The organism is Curtobacterium sp. NPDC088465 (genome assembly GCF_044753165.1).
Lineage (GTDB): Bacteria > Actinomycetota > Actinomycetes > Actinomycetales > Microbacteriaceae > Curtobacterium.
In genome coordinates this window covers 867,213-888,620 of the sequence record NZ_JBIVMR010000002.1, presented here as the reverse complement: position 1 = coordinate 888,620, position 21,408 = coordinate 867,213, and the positions used below count along the sequence as shown (strand labels likewise).

20 protein-coding genes are annotated in these 21,408 nt (G+C 72.6%); 8 read left to right on the top strand and 12 right to left on the bottom strand.

Annotated features, from left to right (window positions below):
- Positions 1-21: 21 nt before the first annotated feature.
- A complete protein-coding gene (locus ACIP6W_RS11490) occupies positions 22-1,527 on the bottom strand; it encodes an APC family permease (protein WP_245171099.1) in 1,506 nt (501 codons plus the stop codon).
- Positions 1,528-1,650: 123 nt separating this feature from the next.
- Here ACIP6W_RS11490 and ACIP6W_RS11485 point away from each other — a divergent pair, with 123 nt between their 5' ends.
- Positions 1,651-2,079: a DUF6892 domain-containing protein gene (locus ACIP6W_RS11485; RefSeq protein ID WP_209683174.1), complete on the top strand. Its 429-nt coding sequence runs from the start codon at positions 1,651-1,653 to the stop codon at positions 2,077-2,079.
- Positions 2,080-2,486: 407 nt separating this feature from the next.
- On the opposite strand, the gene ACIP6W_RS11480 is transcribed toward ACIP6W_RS11485, so the two are convergent.
- From ACIP6W_RS11480 to ACIP6W_RS11470, 3 genes are read right to left on the bottom strand one after another with little or no spacing between them, the layout of a single operon-like run.
- Complete coding sequence (locus ACIP6W_RS11480; RefSeq protein WP_400429530.1) at positions 2,487-3,221, bottom strand: hypothetical protein; 735 nt, start codon at positions 3,219-3,221, stop codon at positions 2,487-2,489.
- A complete protein-coding gene (locus ACIP6W_RS11475; protein WP_066658004.1) occupies positions 3,218-4,420 on the bottom strand; it encodes a glycosyltransferase in 1,203 nt (400 codons plus the stop codon). Before ACIP6W_RS11475 ends, ACIP6W_RS11480 begins: the two co-directional genes overlap by 4 nt.
- Positions 4,421-4,430: 10 nt before the next feature.
- Positions 4,431-5,267, bottom strand: a complete 837-nt coding sequence (locus ACIP6W_RS11470; protein WP_400429528.1) for a DUF429 domain-containing protein — start codon at positions 5,265-5,267, stop codon at positions 4,431-4,433.
- A gap of 256 nt (positions 5,268-5,523) precedes the next feature.
- On the opposite strand from ACIP6W_RS11470, the gene ligD reads away from it, so the two are divergent.
- Complete coding sequence (gene ligD / locus ACIP6W_RS11465; protein WP_400429526.1) at positions 5,524-6,543, top strand: non-homologous end-joining DNA ligase; 1,020 nt, start codon at positions 5,524-5,526, stop codon at positions 6,541-6,543.
- 47 nt (positions 6,544-6,590) lie between these two features.
- Here the strand turns inward: ligD and ACIP6W_RS11460 are convergent, their stop codons facing one another.
- Both ACIP6W_RS11460 and ACIP6W_RS11455 read right to left on the bottom strand, forming a co-directional pair.
- Positions 6,591-6,734, bottom strand: a complete 144-nt coding sequence (locus ACIP6W_RS11460; protein ID WP_153257421.1) for a hypothetical protein — start codon at positions 6,732-6,734, stop codon at positions 6,591-6,593.
- 101 nt (positions 6,735-6,835) lie between these two features.
- A complete protein-coding gene (locus tag ACIP6W_RS11455; protein WP_066653615.1) occupies positions 6,836-7,879 on the bottom strand; it encodes an ATP-dependent DNA ligase in 1,044 nt (347 codons plus the stop codon).
- A gap of 136 nt (positions 7,880-8,015) precedes the next feature.
- On the opposite strand from ACIP6W_RS11455, the gene ACIP6W_RS11450 reads away from it, so the two are divergent.
- Positions 8,016-9,059 carry an MBL fold metallo-hydrolase gene (locus tag ACIP6W_RS11450; RefSeq protein WP_400429525.1) on the top strand — a complete coding sequence of 348 codons (1,044 nt, stop codon included), beginning with the start codon at positions 8,016-8,018 and terminating at the stop codon, positions 9,057-9,059.
- Between the two features lie 57 nt (positions 9,060-9,116).
- On the opposite strand, the gene ACIP6W_RS11445 is transcribed toward ACIP6W_RS11450, so the two are convergent.
- Together ACIP6W_RS11445 and ACIP6W_RS11440 are read right to left on the bottom strand one after the other, a co-directional pair.
- The gene (locus ACIP6W_RS11445) at positions 9,117-9,749 is read right to left on the bottom strand and encodes an FMN-dependent NADH-azoreductase (protein ID WP_209683164.1); all 633 of its coding nucleotides are present in this window, start codon (positions 9,747-9,749) and stop codon (positions 9,117-9,119) included.
- Positions 9,750-9,911: 162 nt separating this feature from the next.
- Complete coding sequence (locus tag ACIP6W_RS11440) at positions 9,912-10,814, bottom strand: LysR family transcriptional regulator (RefSeq protein WP_209683161.1); 903 nt, start codon at positions 10,812-10,814, stop codon at positions 9,912-9,914.
- Between the two features lie 81 nt (positions 10,815-10,895).
- Between ACIP6W_RS11440 and ACIP6W_RS11435 the strand changes: the two genes are divergently transcribed.
- The 3 genes from ACIP6W_RS11435 to ACIP6W_RS11425 all read left to right on the top strand — a co-directional run bounded on the left by ACIP6W_RS11435 (position 10,896) and on the right by ACIP6W_RS11425 (position 15,700).
- Positions 10,896-14,366, top strand: a complete 3,471-nt coding sequence (locus tag ACIP6W_RS11435) for a proline dehydrogenase family protein (protein WP_400429522.1) — start codon at positions 10,896-10,898, stop codon at positions 14,364-14,366.
- A gap of 360 nt (positions 14,367-14,726) precedes the next feature.
- Positions 14,727-15,185: a VOC family protein gene (locus ACIP6W_RS11430; RefSeq protein WP_235426541.1), complete on the top strand. Its 459-nt coding sequence runs from the start codon at positions 14,727-14,729 to the stop codon at positions 15,183-15,185.
- Between the two features lie 77 nt (positions 15,186-15,262).
- Positions 15,263-15,700 (top strand): VOC family protein, encoded by a 438-nt coding sequence (locus ACIP6W_RS11425; protein WP_400429520.1) that lies wholly within the window; start codon positions 15,263-15,265, stop codon positions 15,698-15,700.
- 24 nt (positions 15,701-15,724) lie between these two features.
- On the opposite strand, the gene ACIP6W_RS11420 is transcribed toward ACIP6W_RS11425, so the two are convergent.
- Complete coding sequence (locus ACIP6W_RS11420) at positions 15,725-16,345, bottom strand: QsdR family transcriptional regulator (RefSeq protein WP_066653639.1); 621 nt, start codon at positions 16,343-16,345, stop codon at positions 15,725-15,727.
- Between the two features lie 63 nt (positions 16,346-16,408).
- Between ACIP6W_RS11420 and ACIP6W_RS11415 the strand changes: the two genes are divergently transcribed.
- Entirely contained in the window at positions 16,409-17,602 is a 1,194-nt protein-coding gene (locus tag ACIP6W_RS11415) for an acyl-CoA dehydrogenase family protein (RefSeq protein WP_066653643.1), read from the top strand.
- Positions 17,603-17,779: 177 nt separating this feature from the next.
- On the opposite strand, the gene ACIP6W_RS11410 is transcribed toward ACIP6W_RS11415, so the two are convergent.
- From ACIP6W_RS11410 to ACIP6W_RS11400, 3 genes are all read right to left on the bottom strand, one after another.
- Entirely contained in the window at positions 17,780-18,652 is an 873-nt protein-coding gene (locus ACIP6W_RS11410) for a patatin-like phospholipase family protein (protein ID WP_400429517.1), read from the bottom strand.
- Between the two features lie 153 nt (positions 18,653-18,805).
- Entirely contained in the window at positions 18,806-19,834 is a 1,029-nt protein-coding gene (locus ACIP6W_RS11405) for an NADPH:quinone reductase (RefSeq protein ID WP_400429514.1), read from the bottom strand.
- Positions 19,835-19,980: 146 nt separating this feature from the next.
- Positions 19,981-20,343 carry a helix-turn-helix domain-containing protein gene (locus ACIP6W_RS11400; protein WP_251154911.1) on the bottom strand — a complete coding sequence of 121 codons (363 nt, stop codon included), beginning with the start codon at positions 20,341-20,343 and terminating at the stop codon, positions 19,981-19,983.
- Positions 20,344-20,433: 90 nt separating this feature from the next.
- Between ACIP6W_RS11400 and ACIP6W_RS11395 the strand changes: the two genes are divergently transcribed.
- Positions 20,434-21,087, top strand: coding sequence for an NAD(P)-dependent oxidoreductase (locus ACIP6W_RS11395; RefSeq protein ID WP_066653653.1), 654 nt, complete (start codon positions 20,434-20,436; stop codon positions 21,085-21,087).
- Positions 21,088-21,408 lie beyond the last annotated feature (321 nt).

Sequence of the window (21,408 nt, the reverse complement as noted above, 5' to 3'; positions counted from 1 at the left end):
AGATGACCTCGGACGCCTCCATCAGCCGTCCCGGCGATGGCCGTCCGCGTCGCCGTGTCCGCCGTCGCCGTCCTCGTGGTGCCGGTGGCCGGTGCCCGGTCGGACCACCGCGGTCGGCTCGGTGACGAGTCCGGTGGGCGCCTTCTCGGTCTGCTTCCGGCCGTGCGTGAACCACGTGAGGAGCCAGAGCAGGACGCCGAGCCCCAGCAGTGCGCCGGCGATCTGGTACTGCTGCGGGTCGCGACCGGACGAGAAGGGGAGGACGAGCCACAGGCAGGTGACCACGCCGATGACGGGGATCACGACACCGGCCCGGAAGTGCTTGTGCCCGACGCGGTCGCGACGGAGCACCAGCACCGAGAGGTTCACGACCGTGAAGACCGAGAGCAGGAGCAACGAGGTCGTGCCGCCGAGGACCACGACGATGGGGGAGTCCGGGTCGAGCGAGACCCAGCCGATGAGCAGCAGCGAGATGACGGTGGTGAAGACGATCGCGGTCGACGGCGTGCGACGCGCCGGCGACACTCGCGAGAGGAAGCCTGGCAGCACGCCCTGCTTGCTCATGCCGTACAGCAGCCGGGACGCCATCATCATGTTGATCAGCGCGGTGTTGGCGACCGCGAACATCGAGATGAACGGCAGCAGGTCGGCGATGGGGAAGTCCGGCGCCGCGGTCTGCACGACCGTGACGAGCGGGGTCTCGTTGCCGGCGAGCTCGCCGATCGGCACGACCGCGACGGCGCAGATCGACACGAGCACGTAGATGACCGCCGTGATGCCGAGGCCGGTGAGCATCACCTTCGGGAAGATCCGCGACGGGTCCTTGGTCTCCTCGGCCATGTTCACCGAGTCCTCGAAACCGACCATCGCGAAGAAGGCCAGCGAGGTCGCGGTCGACACCGACAGCAGCAGCGTCTTGTCCTCGGGGGTGTCGAACATAACCACGCGCGAGAAGTCCGCGTTGCCACCGGCGATCGCCCAGAAGCCGATGAGGATCACCATCACCAGACCGGACAGCTCGACCAGGGTGAGCACCACGTTCGTCTTGACGCTCTCACTGACCCCGCGGAAGTTGACCGCCATCACCGCGAGCATGAACCCCATCGCGATGAGCATGACGACGCCGTTCGGCAGCTCGAGGCCGAAGCCGGCGCCGAGGTTCGCCGCGAACGCCCGCGAGGCCGTGCTCGCCGACGTGATGCCCGAGCACATCACGATGAACGTGACGATGAAGGTGACGAAGTGGATGCCGAACGCCTTGTGCACGTAGAGCGCGGCGCCCGCCGTCTGGGGGTACTTCGTCACGAGCTCGAGGTACGAGAACGCCGTGAGCAGGGCGACCGCGAAGGCGATGAGGAAGGGGAGCCATGCGGCACCGCCGACCTCGGCGGCGACCTGGCCGGTGAGCGCGTAGACGCCCGTCCCCAGGATGTCGCCGACGATGAAGAGCAGCAGCAGCTTGGGACCGATGACGCGCTTGAGCGTGGGCTGCTCCTGCTGCGTCGTGTCCGACTTGGTGGTGGTCATACGTCAGCCTTTCCCGAGGGATGGCACTCTGTCTACTCTCACAGGAAGATCGACGCCGGCTGCAACACGCCCGTGATGCGATCGCGCGGTCGCTCACGGGCTCCGGTGGCTACGCTCCGGGGCATGCACGACGATTCCGACACCACCGAAGAGCCCGTCGAGTTCGCCGACTTCAACGCCAAGCTGCTCGTGCTCGACGTCCTCTGCTACGACCTCGACGTGCTGGAGCCCTACGACGGCGACGAGGACGAGGACGCCGGTGAGGACCTCGACGTCGAGGGACAGGACGACCGCGCTCGCGAGTACTACGACGACCTCGACCTGCTGCCGTCGCACTTGGCGCTGGTGACCGAGCTCACCGTCGACTCCGACCTCGAAGTCCTGCAGGACGTCCACCCCGGGTGGGACGGGTCCGACGACCGCTACGACCCGCAGAACTGGGACGACGTGCTCGACCTCCCCGCGCTGACGACCGTGTACGCCGCCGCGCCGCTGCCCGCGCACGTGACCGAGCGCCTGGCAGCCAAGGGCGTCGAGGTCCGCTCCGCCTGAGCCCGCGACGCTCGGGCGCCGAGGCATCGCAGCCGCACACTGCGCGCGGGCCCGCGCGACACCGGGGTTGTCGTCCGACAGCGGCATCGTCGTTCCGCCCGCACACTGAGCGTTCGCGGGCTCGTGCGACATCGCGGTTGTCGTGCGACAGCGTCATCGTCGTTCCGCCCGCACACTGAGCGTTCGCGGGCTCGTGCGACATCGCGGTTGTCGTGCGACAGCGTCATCGTCGTTCCGCCCGCGAGCCCGCCCGCACACTGAGCGTTCGCGGGCTCGTGCGACATCGCGGTTGTCGTACGACAGCGGGTCCGTCGTTTCGCTCCCACGGTGCTCGGCTGTGTGGGCTGGTGCGACATCGCGGGTGTCGTCCGACAGCGGATTCGTCGTTCCGCCCGGCGGGGACCGCGCTACCCCTGCAGCGCCCGCACCTGCTCCGTGAACTGCGCCGCGCCGCCCTGCGCCGGGTGCCGCACCGCCACGGCGTCGATGCCCGCCAGCGCGAGCGCCCCCTGTGCCTTCCGCCCGACCGCGACGACCCGCACGTCCCGGCGGCGACCGGCACGATCGGCGGCACGAGCGTCCCGCAGCGCCTCGAGCAGCGCGAGTGCGACCGGAGCACCGTCGCGGACCTCGGCCGGACGCGGGGTCCGGTTCGTCTGCCGGTCGCTCGCGACGAAGGGGTGGTGCGGGAAGATCGCCCAGGCGAGGGGGAGCGGACCCGACCAGTCCTGCAACGCCGCGTGCACGACCCGGGACGATGCCTCCCACGGCGCGGTCGGCTCCGGCGGCACGAGGACGTCGAAGCCGAGCGTGCCGAGCTCCCGCATGCTCGTGAAGGGGATGCCCGTGTTGGTCATGCCGCGCCAGCCGGGGGCCTCGGCGACGAGCACGGTGTCGGCCGCTGCCCCGACGTGGGACAGGTAGGCCGACAGGTTCGCCCGTCGCAGTCGACCCTCGGCCGAGTCGGTCGAGTAGAGCGCTTCGGCGTCCTCGGCCACCGGCACGGCGTCGAGCGCGGCCCAGAACCCCGACAGGTCGAGCCCGCCAGCCGATCCCGACAGGTCGAGCCCGCCGGCCGACCCCGACGGGTCGAGCCCGCCAGCCGACCCCGGCCGGTCGATCCCCGCGCTTCCGGCCGTCACGAGCGTCCGAGCACCCGCCGGTACACGTCCTCGAGTCCGGCCGCCGAGCGCTCCCAGCTCAGGCGCTCGGCGTGCTCCCGACCCGCGGCGGCGAGCCCGGCCGCGTACGTCCGATCGGTCAGGATCCGTTCGATCTCCGCAGCCCAGTCGCCCGGGTCCCGGGACTCGAGCACGACCCCGGTCTCCCCGTCGACCACGGCCTCCCGCAGCCCACCGGCAGCCGCCGCGACGACGGGCACCCCGGAGGCGGAGCCCTCGAGCGCCACGAGTCCGTAGGTCTCCGAGTGCGACGGCACGAGCACGGCCGCTGCGCCACGGAACAGGAACGCCAGGTCGGCACGCGACTGCGGACCGACGAAGGTCACGCGGTCGGCGATGCCGTGCGCGGCGGCGAGCCGACGCAGTTCGTCCACGTAGTCGCCTGCCTCGCTCGAGGCGTCGCCCGCGATGACGAGGGTGGGGCGGACCTCCTGGCCGATGCCCGCGACCGCCTCGATCGCCAGGTCGAGCCCCTTCAGCGGCTGCACGCGTGCCGCCGCGACGACGTACGGTGTCTCCGCGCGGCGCGCGCCGGCGCCGGCGGGGCGGAAGACGGACCCGTCGACGCCCGGCGGGACGATCCACGTCCGCGACTCGTCGCCGCCGAGACGCGTGCGGACGGTCGACGCCTCGGCGGACGACACGACGACGACGGCGTCGGAGTCGCGCGCCAGCATCCGCTCACCTGCGGGACGGCCAGCGGACTCGGGACGCTCGCCCTCGGACAGGGGAGTGTCCGACTCGGCCGCGATGGAGTGGAAGGACTGCACGTGCGGGATGCCCCGCTCGCGGGCGACGGGCAGGGCGGCGACGCCGGAGAACCAGTGGTGCGAGTGCAGCACGTCGTAGGGGCCGAGTTCCTCGAGGCCCGCCCGGAACGGCTCGATGAACGCGTCGTGCTCGCCCTTCGGCACCGGCTCCGCTGGCCCGGCGGACAGGAACCGCAGGCACACGCCCGGCACGAGCGAGACGCTGTCCGGCTGCGTGGGCGCCGACCGCCGCGTGATGATCTCCACCTGGTGGCCGCGGTCGGCCAGGGCCTCGGCCTGGTGTCGGACCACGACGTTCATGCCGCCGACCTCGCCGGAGCCGGGCTCGTCGCCGGGGGAGGTGTGCAGCGACACCAGCCCGATGCGCAGGGGTTCGCTCGTGGTGCTCACGGCGTCGAGCCTAGCCGCGCGGCCGCCGCTGCGACCCACGCGCGGGTGCCACCACGACGGGCTGGCGGCCCGCCTCGTCCGGTGGGTCGGACGGGAGGCCCGGATCACCTCCCAGCACCTGCACCCGTTCGTCGCCGTGCCGCTCCCAGAACGCGGCGGTCCAGGCACACAGGGCTCCGTCGAGCAGGTCCTCCCGGTGCTTGTGTGTCGGCCCGTGCAGCACCGACGGGTCGGCGAGCCCGGCCGTCAGGGGATGAGAGTCCAGCAGCAGCGGCGGGTCGAGCGGGGTCGTGCGCAGCCGGTGCACCAGGTCGTCGAACGCCTCCGCGCGCCGCTGTCGGGCGACGGCGGCCGGGAGCTTCAGGTCGAGGCGCTTGTAGCGCGGACGCTCGTCGTCGTAGCCGAGCTCCTCGACCCCCACGAGGGTCGTGTACGGGTAGCACTCGAACGCCGCCGGCTCGGTGCGCTCCCGCATCGCCGCGGTGTCGCTGACGTAGCCGATCCCGAGGTCCGTCAGCCGGTCGAGCAGCCGTGCCCCGGCGCTCGCCGCCGAGGCGAGGTTCGTCGGGTTCGCCGCGACCTTCCACCGGCCGTAGCGTTGCCCGACCTGCCGCTCGGCCTCGCGGATGCCGCTCGGGTTCGTCACCACGAGCGAGGCGTCGACAGCGACCAGGGTCCGTCGCCCGAGGTGCGCCGCGATCCAGTCCGTCACGGCGTCGACCCCGCGGGCCCACCCGGCGTCCGTGATCGTGCCGTCATCGGCCATCGCGACGAGACCGGTCTCGTTCGCGGGCTTCCGGTCGCTGCCGAGGCCCCACGCCAGGTCCACCCCGAGGTACGCCGTCACCGGTCCATCGTGCCCGGCGTCGCTCGGTCGACGCTCCACGCCCGTCCCCGTGCCGCTCGCCGGCCCTCCGCAGCCGCGCCTGAGCGGACAGGACACGCCGCGCGTGGCGCGCCGAGCGGGCGGAACTCGTCGGCCGACGGCGGTGCGCGTGACAGATCTGGCCCGCTCGGCGGAGAAAGCTCAGCGGGGAGAGCTCGGCGGGGAGGGCGGGGCGGGGCCGGGACGCCCGGAGCGCCGGCCGTGTACGGTCCGCTGCATGGCGAGCGAGGCGACGACGCTGACGGTCCCGGGTCCGGACGGCGACCGGGAGGTGCGGATCAGCAGCCCGTCCCGCGTGCTCTTCCCCGAGGTCGGCATCACGAAGCTCGACCTCGCCGAGTACCTGGTCGCCGTCGGGGAGCCCTTCGTCCGGGCCAACGGCGACCGACCGATCTCGCTGCAGCGGTTCGGGTCGGGCATCGACGGGGATTCGTTCTTCTCGAAGAACCCGCCGAAGGGTGCTCCCGAGTACGTGCGCGACGTCGTCGTCACCTACCCGAGCGGCCGGTCACACCCGCAGCTCGTGGTCGACGAGCCGGCGGTCGCGGTGTGGGCATCGCAGATGAACACCGTCGTGTTCCACCCGTGGGCGAGCCGCGCCGAGGACTCCGACCACCCCGACCAGCTGCGCATCGACCTCGACCCGCAGCCGGGCACCGACTTCCACGACACCGTGCCGGTCGCGCACGAGCTCCGGAAGGTGCTCGACGAGGTCGGGCTCACGGCGTGGATCAAGACCAGCGGCAACCGCGGCCTGCACGTGTTCGCACCGATCCGGCCCGAGCACGAGTTCCTCGACGTCCGTCACGCGGTGATCGCGGCGGCGCGGGAGCTCGAGCGGCGGATGCCCGACCGTGTGACGACGGCGTGGTGGAAGGAGGAGCGCGGGCAGCGCGTCTTCGTCGACTTCAACCAGGCGAACCGCGACCGCACGATGGCCGGCGCCTACAGCCCGCGAGCCCTGGCACATGCGAGCGTCTCGACGCCGATCACCTGGGACGAGCTCGACAGCGTGGACCCGACGGCCCTGACGGTGATCACCGTCCCGGAACGGCTGCGGACCCTCGGCGATCCGTGGGAGTCGATGCACGCGGAGCCGGGGGACATCGCTCCGTTGCTCGGGTGGTGGGAACGGGACCTGGCGTCCGGGCTCGGCGAGCTGCCGTTCCCGCCCGACTTCCCGAAGATGCCGGGGGAGCCGCCGCGCGTGCAGCCGTCCCGGGCCAAGAAGGCCTGAAGCGCGGAACGGACCGTGCGAGACGGACCGGCCCTGACCGGGCCGGCTCAGGCCGCGGCGACGTCCTCGGCGCGGTGCTCGGGCTTCGCGACCCGGCTGGTGTGCATCGGCAGCGTGACGCTCGCCGTGTGCAGTCGCGTCAGGCGGGACCAGGTGCCTCGGTTGGCGTCGCTGATGCCGTCGATGATCATGTCCCGCTCCCGTCTCCACCGCGCCCCCGGATCCCCGTCCGGAAGTCACTAGTTAGCCTAACTACTGCGAGCATATTGACGCGCGGCGGCCGGTGCAAGCGCTAGGACAACACGTCGCGCAGGTCGTACGCAGATGGGACATCGAGCTGCTCGAACCCGCACGACCGGGCGTCGCGGTCGGGCCGCCACCGCTCGAACTGCACCGTGTGCCGGAACCGGTCGCCCTCCATCTGGTCGTACCGCACCTCGAGCACGCGTTCCGGCGCGAGCCGGACGAACGAGGTGTCGCGACCCGACGAGAACCGCGACCGTTCCCCGTCACCGGTGACGGGCCTCCCGTCCGCATCGCGGAGCACGACGGGCTCGAGCTCCTCCACCAACTGCTGCCGCCGGCGGTCGGTGAAGGCGGAGACGCCGCCGACCTGGCGGAGGTCACCGTCCGCGTCGTACAGCCCGACGAGCAGCGAGCCGACGCCGCTGCCGCTCTTGTGCACGCGGTACCCGATCGCGACGACGTCGGCGGTCCGGTGGTGCTTCACCTTGAGCATGGTGCGCTTGTTCGGCTCGTACGCCTTCGCCCGGGGCTTGGCCACGACGCCGTCCAGGCCGGCGCCCTCGAACGTGGTCAGCCACTCGCGGGCGAGGTCGACGTCGAGCGTGGTGCGGGTGACGAACAGCGGGTCGGTCATGCCGTCGGCGAGTGCCTCCAGCCGCTCGCGCCGCTCGTCGAACGGCAGGTCCAGCAGCTCCGTCCCGTCGACGGCGAGGAGGTCGAACGCGACGAACTGTGCGGGGGTCTCGACGCTCAGCGTGCGGATGCGCGACTCCGCCGGGTGGATCCGCTGGGAGAGGGCCTCCCAGTCCAGGTGCTCACTCCCCGGCTCGCCGCTCCGCAGGACCACCTCGCCGTCGAGCACGACGGGGTGGTCGCGTCCGCCGAACTGCGCGCGGAAGGCCTCCACCAGCTCCGGGAAGTACCGGGTGAGCGGCTTCGCCCCGCGGCTGCCGATGGTGACGTCGTCGCCGTCGACCGTCACGATCCCCCGGAAGCCGTCCCACTTCGGCTCGTACCGCAGCCCGCCGCGGACGCTGTCGGGGTCGGGCACGGTGGCGACGGCCTTGGCGAGCATCGGTGCGATCTCCATGTGGCCTGTCTACTCGCGGTCGCTCCGGCGGACGGGAGGCTCGGCTCGGCTTGGTCCGTCCGTCGCGACGCGCACGGGTCCCGACCGGGAGGCGCGGCCCACCCCGGCGCGCTGGCGTCGTCACTAGGGTGGTCGCGTGACGACCGTGCCCCCGCCGGCAGCGCCGGCACCGGAACCGATCAGCCCCGTGCAGGCCGCCGCGCTCCGCGACGGCGTCCTGCCGCCCGTCGAGCAGGTGCGCCCCGGCGTCTGGACCCTCGCGGTGCCGTTCCGCGGGGGCGTGCCGGACGCGACCCTGTCCTACGTGGTGGAGGGGACCGACGGGACCCTCGCCGTGATCGACCCCGGCTGGGCGGAGGACGACGAGCTCGCAGTGCTCCGCGCCGGTCTCGCGGCGATCGGGCGCTCGGTCGACCAGGTCGGACTCGTCGTCGTGACGCACCTGCACGCCGACCACCTCGGTGCTGCCGCCGCGCTCCGGCGTGCGAGCGGGGCTCGGATCGCGATGCACCGGCTCGAGGTCGAGGCCCTGCGGCGGGAGCGCGAGGACGCCGCCGCGAACGACGCCGACATCGCCGGGTGGGGGCTGCCCGCGGAGCTGGTCGCCGGCGTGGTCGCCGCGTGGGGGAGCGGACGACGGATCGGCCTCGGTCGCGCCGTCGAGCCCTTCGCGGACCTGCTCGTGGCGGACGGCCACGTGCTGCCGATCCCCGGGCGCGAGGTCCGGGCGCTGTGGACACCGGGGCACACCGCCGGGCACCTGTGCCTCGTCGACGAGGGCGACGGGCTGCTCTTCACCGGCGACCACGTGCTGCCGCGCATCAACTCCGGGATCGGACTCGGCGGCCGGACGACCACGAACCCGCTCGGCGACCTCCTGTCCTCCCTCGCACGGCTCGACGGGTACGGCGACCTCGAGGTCTGTCCGGGGCACGAGTACCGCTTCCGCGACGTCGTCACGCGTGCCCGGACGCTCGCCCGGCACCGAGCGGAGCGTTCGCACCACGTCGCCGCGGCGCTCGACACCCTGACGTCCCCGACCCTGTTCGAGGTCGCCTCGCGCGTGCCGTTCAGCGGGGGGATGGACTCGATGACGGGGTTCCTGCTCGCGAGCACGCTGACGCAGACGGCCTTCCACGCGGACCTGCTCGGCCGGGCGGACGAGATCCGGCGAGACTGAGATCGGTCCGGCTGACGCCGGTCCAGCTGCCTCCGGTCCAGCTGCCTCCGGTCCGGCTCAGACGACCGTCGCGGCGAGTCGTTCGAGCGTGGTCCGGGCGTCGGCGAAATCGGCCGACGCGTGCTCGGCGAGCGGTGCGAGGTCCGGGATCCGGTCCGCGAGAGTGGCGCTGACGGTCACCGGGTACAGCTTCATGCCGAGCGCCGTCCCGAGGATCAGGTGCAGCACGGGCGAGCCGTGGTCCCAGGTCTCGGTCGGGGAGCCGGCGTCGTAGGTGGCGCCGCGGCTGACGACCGTCACGACCGGCCGACCGGCGAGCGGCTGGACGTCGCCGGCGAGGACCCCGGGCACGTGGACCCGGTCGATCCAGGCCTTGAGGGTCGACGGCACCGTGTAGTTGTACAGCGGCGCCCCGACGACGACGGCGTCCGCGGCGAGGAGCTCGTCGATGACCTCCTGGCGGAGTGCCTCGGCCTCGGGCGCGACGGACTCCTCGGCGGTGCGGTCGGACGCTGCCCAGTGCAGTGCCGAGGTCTCGAGGTGCGGGAGCTGGTCGACGTGCAGGTCCCGGCGCACCACCGTGTACTCCGGCCCGCGGGCGCGCCAGGCGTCCGCGAACGCGGCGGTCAGGGCGCGCGAACGCGAGTGGGCGAGGTCGGCGGAGGAGTCGATGTGCAGCAGCGTGGGCATGCGGCCCACGCTACCGACGCGTGCCCCGGTGGGACGGGCAGCCGACGGCCCGTGTCCCCGTGGACGTGGAGCGGCCCCGTCGTGTCCGCGAGGGACACGGCGGGGCCGCGGGAGGAGCCTCCCGGCCGGCCACGGCGTGACGGGCGGACGGGAGGCTGCGGGTCAGCGGTGCACGGACGCCGCCGCGCGTTCGAGGGCGTCGCGGAGCGCACGGACCGCCGGGGAGGACGACCCTGCGGCGCGGACCACGGTGAAGATCGTCCGTCGCGGACGATCGGGCAGGTCGACGAGCCGGCACGTGGTGGTCCGACCCGTCCACATCAGGTCGGGCATGAGGCTGACGGCGTTCCCGGACTCGACCAGGCGGATCTGGGTCTGCAGGTCGGCGGTCTCGTACCGCACGTCGGGCTCGAAGCCCCACCGGCGGCAGACCTGCTCGGCGAAGTGCCGCGACGCCGTGCCGCGGGGCTCCATCACCCACGGCATCGCCTCGGCGTCCTCGATGGACGACACCGGTGCCAGGGCCGTGTCGACCGGCGGTAGCGCGAGGCGCACCTCGTCCGTCGTCAGGTCCGACCGGTGCAGCCCGGACAGGTGCGGCGCGGTGTGTGCCGGGTACTGCTCGGCGATCACCATGTCGAACTCGCGGGCCCACGTCTCGTGCAGTGCCGTCTCGGGCTCGCGCTGGACCATCTCGATGCGCACGTCCGGGTGCGCGACGGCCATCTCGTGCAGCGCGTTCGGCATGAGGGCGAGGGCGGCCGACTGGAACACCGCCACGCGGACCCGTCCCTGCACCGTGGGGAGCGACGACTCCACCTGCGCCTGCGCCTGGTCGAGCACGTCGAGCACGTGCCCGGCGGCCTGCACGAGCACCTCGGCCTGCGGGGTGAGCTGCAGGCGACGGCCGACCTTGCGGAGCAGGGGCACGCCGGCCTCACGCTCGAGCACGGCGAGCTGTTGCGACACCGCGGACGGCGTGAAGTTGAGGGCCTCCGCGACGGCTGCCACGGTGCCCCGGATCGAGAGCTCCCGGAGGAGGACGAGACGACGGACATCGAGCATGCAGAAACAGTAGCTGTCCTGCACGGTACGCATCAGCAGGAGTTGCTTCCGCTTACGCTTCTCGAACTCCACACTGAACCCATGACCGACCTCCAGGCACGCGACGCCGAAGCCGCACCGACCCCGCACGACGACCTGGCGGACCAGTCCGTCGCCCTCGTCCGCCAGTGGTTGGCCGAGGCCGAGACCTACCCGGTCGACGGCTCGGCGAAGCAGCTCGCAGGCGTCCTCGCCGACCCGGCCGGGCTCGACTTCGCGGTCGGGTTCGTCGACGGCGTCGTCCGGCCCGAGGACCTCGGGGTGGCCGCCCGGAAGCTCCGGCAGATCGCGCCCGGTGCGCCGGGGTTCCTGCCCGCCGCGCTCCGCGGGCTCGTCCGGCTCGGCGGTGGCATGGCCCCGGTGCTGCCCGGTGTCGTCGTCCCGATCGCGCGGCGGGTGCTCCGCGAGATGGTCGGACACCTCATCGTCGACGCGACCGACGCCAAGCTGGGGCCGGCGATCGCGAAGATCAAGCGCGACGGCGTCCGACTGAACGTGAACCTGCTCGGCGAGGCGGTGCTCGGTGAGAAGGAGGCCTCGCGCCGGCTCCAGGGCACGCAGCGGCTCCTCGCCCGTGACGACGTCGACTACGTCTCGATCAAGGTCTCATCGACCGTGCACCCGCACTCGCCGTGGGCGTTCGACCACGCCGTCGAGGACATCATCGCGAAGCTCCGCCCGCTCTTCCGTCGCGCCGTGCAGAGCTCGCCGCGCAAGTTCATCAACCTCGACATGGAGGAGTACAAGGACCTCGACCTGACGATCGCGGTCTTCACGAAGCTCCTCGACGAGCCGGAGTTCACCGACCTCGAAGCCGGCATCGTGCTCCAGGCGTACCTGCCGGACGCGCTCGCCGCGATGCAGCACCTGCAGGAGTGGTCGGCCGCCCGTCGTGCCCGCGGCGGTGCCGACATCAAGGTCCGCCTCGTCAAGGGCGCGAACCTGCCGATGGAGCAGGTCGAGGCCTCGGTGCACGGGTGGCCGCTCGCCACCTGGCACACGAAGCAGGACTCGGACACCAACTACAAGCGCGTGCTCGACTGGGCCCTCACGCCCGAGCGCATCGCGAACGTGCGCGTCGGCGTCGCCGGGCACAACCTGTTCGACGTCGCGCACGCCTGGCTGCTCGCCGGGGAGCGCGGCGTCCGTGACGGCATCGAGTTCGAGATGCTGCTCGGCATGGCGCAGGGGCAGGCCGAGGCGGTCCGTCGCACGGTCGGCTCGCTGCTGCTCTACACGCCGGTCGTCCACCCGGGCGAGTTCGACGTGGCGATCGCCTACCTGATCCGACGGCTCGAGGAAGGCGCGTCGCAGGAGAACTTCATGTCGGCGGTCTTCTCGCTGGCGTCGTCGCCCGCGCTCTTCGCCCGCGAGGAAGCACGGTTCCGCGACTCCCTGGCCCCGCTCTCGCAGCCCGGCGGCCTGGACGCCCCGGCGCCGCACCGCGTCGGCGACCGGTACGCGGCGGTCGAGCGGCCCCGCCCCGGTCACTTCGAGAACACGCCGGACAGCGACCCGTCGGTCGCGACGGTCCGCGAGTGGGGTGCGGCGATCACGTCGCGCGTCGCCACGTCGACGCTCGGGGAACGCGCCGTCCAGGAGGCCCGGCTCACCTCCGCCGAGCAGCTCGAGACCGTCCTGGGTCGCGTCCGCGCCGCCGGGACCGAGTGGGGCTCGTGGTCCGGTGCTGCGCGCGGCGCGGTGCTCCACGCCGTCGGTGACGCGCTGGAGGCGAACCGCGCCGCCCTCGTCGAGGTCATGGCGGCCGAGGCCGGCAAGACGATCGACCAGGCCGACGTCGAGGTGTCCGAGGCGATCGACTTCGCGCACTTCTACGGCGAGCTCGCCGCGCAGCTCGACGACGTCGACGGCGCGTCCTTCTCGCCGGCCGCGCTGACGCTGGTCACGCCGCCGTGGAACTTCCCCGTCGCGATCCCGGCCGGCTCGACCCTGGCGGCCCTCGCTGCCGGGTCGGCCGTCGTGCTGAAGCCCGCGCCGCCGGCCGAGCGCTGCGGTGCCGTGCTGGCGACGGTCATCGAGACCGCGCTCGACGCCCACGGCGTCCCGGCCGACGTGCTCGCCTTCGTCCAGGTGGCCGAGGACGACCTCGGCAAGCAGCTCGTCGCCGCTCCCCAGGTCGACCGGGTGATCCTCACCGGCGCGTACGAGACGGCCGAGTTGTTCCGGTCGTTCCGTCCGGACCTGCCGCTGCTCGCGGAGACGTCGGGCAAGAACGCGATCATCGTGACCCCGTCCGCCGACCTCGACCTCGCGGTCAAGGACGTCGTCGCCTCCGCCTTCGGGCACGCCGGGCAGAAGTGCTCCGCCGCCTCGCTCGTGGTGCTCGTCGGGTCCGTCGCGTCGTCGCGCCGCTTCCGCTCGCAGCTCCTCGACGCCGTGTCCTCGCTCACCGTCGGGTACCCGACCGACCCGACGACGCAGATGGGGCCGATCATCGAGCCCGCCGCCGGCAAGCTGCTCGAGGGTCTGACGAGGCTCGGCTCGGGGGAGTCGTGGGCGGTCGCACCGAAGCGCCTCGACGACACCGGCAAGCTGTGGAGCCCCGGTGTCCGCGACGGCGTCCGGCGTGGTTCGGCGTTCCACCGCACCGAGTACTTCGGCCCGATCCTCGGCATCATGACCGCGAAGACCCTCGACGAGGCGATCGACATCGTGAACGAGGTCGACTACGGCCTGACCTCGGGACTGCACTCGCTCGACGCGTCCGAGATCGGCACGTGGCTCGACCGGATCGAGGCGGGCAACCTCTACGTGAACCGCGGGATCACCGGTGCCATCGTGCGGCGGCAGCCCTTCGGCGGGTGGAAGAAGTCCGCCGTCGGAGCCGGCACCAAGGCGGGCGGGCTGAACTACCTGCTCGGGCTCGGTTCGTGGTCGCCGGCACCGGCGTCGGCCGGTGGGGCGACGTCCGCCCCCGTGCGCTCGTTCCTCAGCGCAGCCGGGGTCACGTCGGGGTCGCTCGAGCGGGCCGCCGCGTCCGACGAGCAGGCCTGGTCGTCGCTCTTCGGTGCAGCGGTCGACGTCTCGGCGCTCTCGGCCGAGCGGAACATCGCGCGGTACCTGCCGTACCCCGGAGTCCACGTCCGCCTGGCGTCGGCGGAGGAGCCCGCGGTCGCCGACCTCGTGCGTGTCGTGGCCGCGGCGGTCCGCGCCGGGACGACGATCGACGTCTCGTCGGTGGCCGCGCTGCCGTCGGTCGTCGCATCGGCCGTCCGCGCCCTCCCGAACGTCCGGTCCGTCGCCGAGGGGCAGTCCGACGAGGCCTTCGCGAAGCGCGTCGAGCGTGGCGAGTCCACCCGCGTGCGGCTCGTCGGCGGCGACACCGCGGCGCTGACGACCGCGATCGGTGGCCGTCCGGACGTCGCCGTGTACGGGGAGCCCGTGACCGAGGCCGGCCGGATCGAGCTGCTCCCGTTCCTCCGCGAGCAGGCGGTGTCGATCACGGCGCACCGCTTCGGCACGCCGAACCACCTCACCGACGCGCTGATCTGACCGGCGTCGGGCGGCTCGACCGGGCCGCCCGACGCGCGGGCGGCCGGAGTCGAACCACGGAAGCGACATCGAACCAGCACCGCGCGCTGGTTCGATGTCGCATTCGTGGTTCGATGCGCGAGGCGGTCCGTGCGCCTTCCGGACCGTCGGACGCGTGGGGGACGGTGCGCCGTACCGTCCGGCAGCCGCGCTGCGTACCGTCGATCGCATGTGCGAGTCCGTCCAGTGCCCGGTGTGCGGCAAGACCTCGTGGACCGGCTGCGGCGACCACGTGCGCGATGTCTTCCGAGGCGTCCGACGTCGAGATCGCTGCACGGGCCACGGGCTCCCTCGGCACGTCCTCGACACCGCGGGCTTCCGGTGAGGACGGCCGACGGCGGCATCGTCGATCCGCAGGGGTTCGCGCACGTCCGGTTGACCGTGACGGACATCCGACGGAGCAAGGCGTTCTACGCACAGCTGTTCGGCACGGCCCCCGGGAGCGACTTCAGCGACGAGATCGACGACCCCACGATCCACGACGACCCCTGGCGGACGTACGGCGGGTGCTCGTTCACGTTCCACGGACAGACGCTCGGGCTCCGACCGGTCGCTCCCGCGGGGGACCGCTTCGACCCCGACCGGGTGGGCCTCGACCACCTCAGCCTCCGGGTCCGGTCCGTGGACGACCTCCACCGCGCCGTCGAACGGCTCGACGCGGCGGGCATCGTGCACGGGGCGGTGACGGACCTCGAACCGTTCGGACTCGTCGTCCTGTCGCTGCAGGACCCGGACGACATCAACCTCGAGCTCGCGGCGCCGCGACCGTCGGACGCCTGACCGACCGGGTGCGCCGGGCTGGCCGGTAGCCGCACGCTGCCCGGTGTCGCTCAGCCCTCCGGCGTTGGCTCGGGTGCATGAGCGAACAGATCGTCAAGCCCCTCGGCCTCGCCCACGTGCGGGTCACCGTCACCGACATCCACCGCAGCAAGGCCTTCTACGAGCAGCTGCTCGGTACGGCACCGGCGATGGACTTCAGCGAGCACGCCGACGAGCCCGGCATCAGCGAGGACCGTGAGCGGCTCTACGGCGGCGCGATCTTCCCGGTCGGCGACCAGCTCTTCGGGCTGCGTCCGGTCGCGCCGAGCGGACAGCGCTTCGACCCGGACACCGTCGGCCTCGACCACGTGAGCTTCGTCGTGGGTTCCGTCGACGAACTGCACGCTGCTGCCGAACGCCTCGACGCCGCCGGCATCGAGCACGGCGAGGTCACCGACCTCGGGGACGCCGGCATGGTCATCCTCTCGGTGCAGGACCCGGACGACATCAACCTGGAGCTCGCCGCGCAGAAGTGACCGGACGGCGACGGGCCCCGGCCGTCACGGGCGGAGGATGTACGCGAACGTCGTCCTCGCCCGGACGGGATCGGGGTCGTCGCCGGAGATCAGGTCCGCGTAGGTGAACGACTCCGACACGCGGACCAGCAGCCGTGCGAGCTCCTCAGCGGACAGCGGTGCCGGGTCGAACGCCCCGGCCTCCTGTTCCGTCGCGATGACGGAGGTCACGACGGCGACGAACCGGCGCTGCACGTCGCTGTCGGTCGTCGTGAGCAGGCGCAGGGCGCGGCTCGGTTCGCGGGTCAGGAAGGCGCGGAAGTACGGCGCGCGGATGAGGTCCGCCGTGAAGTGGTCGAGCACGTCGACGATCCGCGCCGCGCCGGACGGGGCCGCCGCCCGCCCCGCGGCGTCCAACGTCGGTACGGCGAGCGACCACAGGATCTCCGAGAGCAACTGGTCGCGGTTGCCGACCCACCGGAACAGCGAGGTGCGGTCGACACCGAGCGACGACGCGAGCGAGCCCATGTCGATGCGCGCTCCGTCGATGAACGCACGTCGCGCCGACCGGAACGCGCGCTGGGAGTCGCCGTGGGCCTCCAGTCTGGCCGCGAGCGCGCTCGGGACGAGCGTCGACCCGAGCGTGCCGAGTGGTTCGTTCCTCACCGTTCCCCCTGAGTGCCGATTCCGGTCTTGCAACGTTTTCGAGAATGATGCATCGTTGGTGTCATGTCAACGTCGATCACCGACACGCCTCTGCTCGAGTCCGACTTCTACCGGTTCCAGGAGGGGCTCACGGCCCGTGAGCGGGAGTCGCTCGGGCAGCTGCGTGCGTACCTCGAGGCCGAGGTCCGTCCGATCGCCGACCAGTACTGGGCCCGTGCGGAGTTCCCGGTGCAGACCATCGCGCCGCTCGCCGAGCTCGGCATGTACGGCCCGGGCATCCCGCTCGTGCGGCACTTCGAGAACTCGGCTGTGTACCGCGGTTGGGCGGCGCTCGAACTCGGTCGCATCGACGCCGGCGTCTCCACGTTCATCGGGGTGCAGTCCGGCCTCGCGATGAACTCGATCGCCGTCGGCGGCAGCGACGAGCAGCAGCAGGAGTGGCTGCCGCGGATGGCCCGAGGCGAGGTCGTCGGCGCGTTCGGGTTGACCGAGCCGCTGTCGGGCAGTGACTCGGCGCGCGGGCTCCGCACCACGGCGCGGCGCGAGGGCGACACCTGGGTGCTGGACGGCGAGAAGCGGTGGATCGGCAACGCGACCTTCGCGGACGTCGTCGTGATCTGGGCGAAGGACGTCGCCGACCAGCAGGTCAAGGGCTTCCTCGTCACCACGGACACGCCGGGCTTCACCGCCACCAAGATCGAGGACAAGATCGCGCTGCGCACCGTGCAGAACGCCGACATCGTGCTCGACGGCGTCCGGGTGCCCGAGTCGCGCCGACTCCAGCGCGCGGACTCGTTCCGCACCACGGCGGCGGTGCTCCGGCTCACCCGTACGGAGGTCGCCTGGCAGGCCGTCGGCATCGCGATCGGTGCCTACGAGGCAGCGCTCGCCTACGCCCGCGAGCGCGTGCAGTTCGGCAAGCCGATCGCCGCGCACCAGATGGTGCAGGACCTGCTCGTGCGGTCCCTGATGAACATCACCGCGTCGATCGCGCTGTGCACGCAGGCCTCGGCGATGCAGGACCAGGGGATCGGCGGCGACGAGCACTCCGCGATGGCGAAGGCGTTCGCGACGGCGAAGATGCGCGAGACCGTCGGCTGGTGCCGCGAGGTCCAGGGCGGCAACGGCATCGTCCTCGACAAGGGTGTCGCGCGGTTCTTCTCCGACGCCGAGGCGATCTACTCGTACGAAGGGACGCGCGAGGTGAACACGCTCATCGTGGGCCGGGCGATCACGGGCGAGGCCGCCTTCGTCTGACGGCTGCCGCCCGTCCTCGCGACGTTGCACGCGTCGATCGACGCGTGCAACGTCGGAGCATGCGACCGCACCCGGTGCGCGTTCATCGTGCGACACCGCACCCGTCGATCGACGCGTGTGGTGTCGGGAACGGCGCGCTCGAGACCTGACGGACACCGCGCCGGCGACCGCCGACGGCTACGCCCAGAACGCCGCGATAGCCTCCGCCGCCGCCTCGCCCTGCCGTCGACCCTCGGTCGCCGAGGGCGCCTGCGTCGACAGTGACAACGAGTTCTCGCCGAACGCGTGCTGCGCCCCGCTGTCCGCCACGATCGTCTCGACCGAGCTGCCGCCGGCCCGCAGGGACTCCACCGCCAGGTCGAGCCACGGCCCGAGCGGCGACGGTCCCTCCGGCCCGCACGCGACGACGAGCACGCGCTCGTACCCGGCGGCGACGTCCGCGTTGGTGGCCGAGCGGAGGCCACCGTCGTAGTGCGGGACGCCGTCGATGTGCACGGGGGACCACACGAACGGCACGGAGCAGCTCGCGGCCACGGCGCGGGGGAGCGGCACGCCCGACTCCGCGGTCAGCACCCGGAACGCCCCGTCGAGGGCGTCGATCGTCGTCAGCGCGAGCCGCTTCGCCGGCCAGTCGGTCGACGGCAGCGTCTCGGCGAAGGTCGCGGTGCGCTCGTCGTCGGACTGCCCTGTGACGACCTGCTGCGCCACGGCACCGAGCCGCGCACGGGCGTCCTGCTCCGAGGTCGCGCCCGCGAGCACCTGCAGCAGGCGGTCCTGGAAGTCCTCGCCGGCGATCCGCTCCGGCTCGACGTAGGTGCTCGGCAGCGGCGCGTGCTGCTGCTCCCACGCCTGGGCCACGGCGCCGGCGCGGACGAACGACCCGACGACGCTGCCGGCGCTCGTCCCGACGACGAGGTCCGCTGCATCGAGGTCGACCCCGGCGTCCTGCAGGGCGGAGAGGACCCCGACCTCCCACGCGATGCCGGCGACGCCGCCACCCCCGAGGACGAGTGCTCTGGTTCCGGGCGCGGGCGTCGAGACGTCGGTCATGGGTCCTGTGTACCAGGTGGGCGCGGGACGGCCGGGAGGCGCGGGGTGGATCCGCCACGCGCCTCCCGTCCGTCCCGCGGTCGGGTCGGTGACGCGGCGTCCGGACGCGGGTCGCGCCTCCCGTCCGTCACCCGGTCGCGTCGGTGACCGGCCCTACTCGGACGCGACGTCGATCAGGACCTTCCCGACCGCGTCGCCCTCGACGGCGTCGTGCGCGGCCGCGGTGTCCTCGAGCGCGAAGCGCGTCAGGGGGAGGCCGGCGTCCTCGCCGACGGGCAGGACGTCGGCGCGCAGCGCGGCGGTGACGTCCTCGGCGGCGGCAGCCAGCGCTCGGTCGCCGATCGTGTACAGCAGCAGGAACTGGTAGCGCGCGTTGACCGACATGTTCGGACGGATCGGCAGCGTCGCGTCGTCGCCACCGTTGTTCGCGTAGATCGACACGACGCCGTGGTTCGCCAGGACGTCGGCGACGAGCTGGGCGTTCTGCGGGATCGAGACCTCCACGACGATGTCGACGCCGTCCGGGGCGATCTCGTGGATGCGCGCGGCGGCGTCCTCGTCGCGGTAGTTCACGGTGTGGTGCGCGCCGGCGGCGGTCGCCAGGGCAGCCTTCTCGTCGGAGCTGATCGTGCTGATCACGGTTCCGCCGGCCCACCGGGCGAGCTGGATCGCGGCGTGCCCCACCGCCCCGGCGCCACCGGCGACCAGGACCGTGCGGCCCTCGAGCGCACCGGGGGTCAGGCGGTCCGGACCGTCCTCGTGGGTGGTGAGTGCGCGGTGGGCGGTCATCGCCGGGACACCGAGCGAGGCACCGACGTCGAAGCTCGTGCCCTCGGGCAGCACGACCGCGCGCGCTGCCGGGACGACCGTGTACTCCTGTGCGGTGCCGGTGGGACGGCTGGCGGCTGCCATGTACAGCCACACGCGGTCGCCCTCGTGCAGGGTCTCGACGCCCTCGCCGACGGCGTCGACCACGCCGGCGCCGTCCTGGTTCGGGGTGATCTCGGGGAAGGGCAGGCCGTCGCCGTAGGTACCGCCGGCGCGGGCCTTCCAGTCGGTGGGGTTCACACCGGAGACGACCACGCGGACGCGGACCTCGCCGGGGCCGGGCTGGGGGACCTCCCGCTCGACCAGGTCGAGGACGCTGCTGTCACCGGGCTTCGTGTAGACGATCGATCGCATGTGTCCAGGCAACCACCGCCGGTTCCCGGGTCTTCCTGCGGACGGTCAGCGGCGGTCGGCCGCGCGTGTCCGCGGCGCCGCGTGACGCCGCACCGGTGCCGTGCGGGTCCCGGTGCTGCGCGGTACAGCGCCACACGGCGACGCGCTCAGCGCGCGTCGTACACGTCGCGCGAGTCCTGCACGTCCGCCATGTGCGACGTCGCCCAGTCCTCGAGCGGCGCCAGCACCGCGCGCAGCGAGCGACCCCGCTCGGTGAGCTCGTACTCGACCCGCGGCGGGATCTCGGGGAAGACCGTGCGTGTCACCAGTCCGTCCCGCTCGAGCGCGCGCAGCGTCTGCGTGAGCATCTTCTGCGACACCCCCTGCACCCGGTTCGCGACGGCGGAGTAGCGCTGCGGTCCGTCGACGAGCGACCCGATCACCAGCACGCTCCACCGGTCGCCGATGCGGTCGAGCAGCTGCCGCGAGGGGCAGTCCGCCGCGTAGGGGCTGTACTCGAGTGCTGACATCCCGACCTCCGTTACGCACTGTGAGGTGCCTACTTCCCAGAAGAGAGTAACGCGAGTACCGTCGGTCGCACCAGTCACGGAAGGACTCTCATGACCAACATCGTCGTCTTCGGCGGCACCGGGTACGCCGGCTCCGCCATCGTCCGCGAGGCCCTGTCCCGCGGTCTCGCCGTCACCGCCGTCGCTCGCGACACCTCCAAGCTCGACGCCGCCGAGGGGCTCACCCTCGCGCAGGGCGATGCCTTCGACCCGTCGTTCGTGGCGGACGTCACGAAGGACGCCGACGTCGTCGTGGTCTCGCTGCACGCGGTCCAGGCGGACGGCAGTGAGCTCAAGGACAAGTTCCAGCACTTCGTCGACGCAGCGGCTGCTGCCGGCGCCCGGCTCGGCATCGTCGGTGGTGCGGGTTCGCTGCTCGTCGCCGAGGGCGGTCCGGCGCTCTACGAGACCGCCGAGTTCCCCGACGCCTTCAAGGGCGAGGCGAAGAGCCACGGTGAGATCCTCGACCGCCTGCGTTCCGGCGGGTACACCGGCGACGTCGACTGGTTCTACGTGAGCCCGGCCGCGGCCTTCGGCGGGTACAACCCCGGCGAGCGTCGGGGCACCTACCGCACCACGGACGACCTGCTCCTCACCGATGCCGAGGGCAACTCGGACATCTCCGGTGCGGACTACGCGATCGCGATCGTCGACGAGATCGAGCACCCGGCGCACCACCGCGCGCGGTTCGGCGTCGCGTACTGAGCCGAGCGGTCGGCGCGACCCGCTGACGGACGGGAGGCACGGTGCGGGCTCGCACCGTGCCTCCCGTCCGTCGCGTGGTGCGGCGTGCTCCCGCACAACGGAACGCACGTCGCGCCACGTGTTTCCGTGGCGCGACGTGCCTTCGGTTGTGCTGCGCCCCTGCGCGTGTTCCGTTGCCGGACGGGAGGCGCGGTGCGGGGTGGCACCGTGCCTCCCGTCCGTTGCGTGGTGCGGAGTGCTCCTGCACAACGGAAAGCACCTCGCGCCACGTGTTCCCGTGGCGCGACGTGCTTCCGGTTGTGCTCCAGCGCCGCGCGCCGC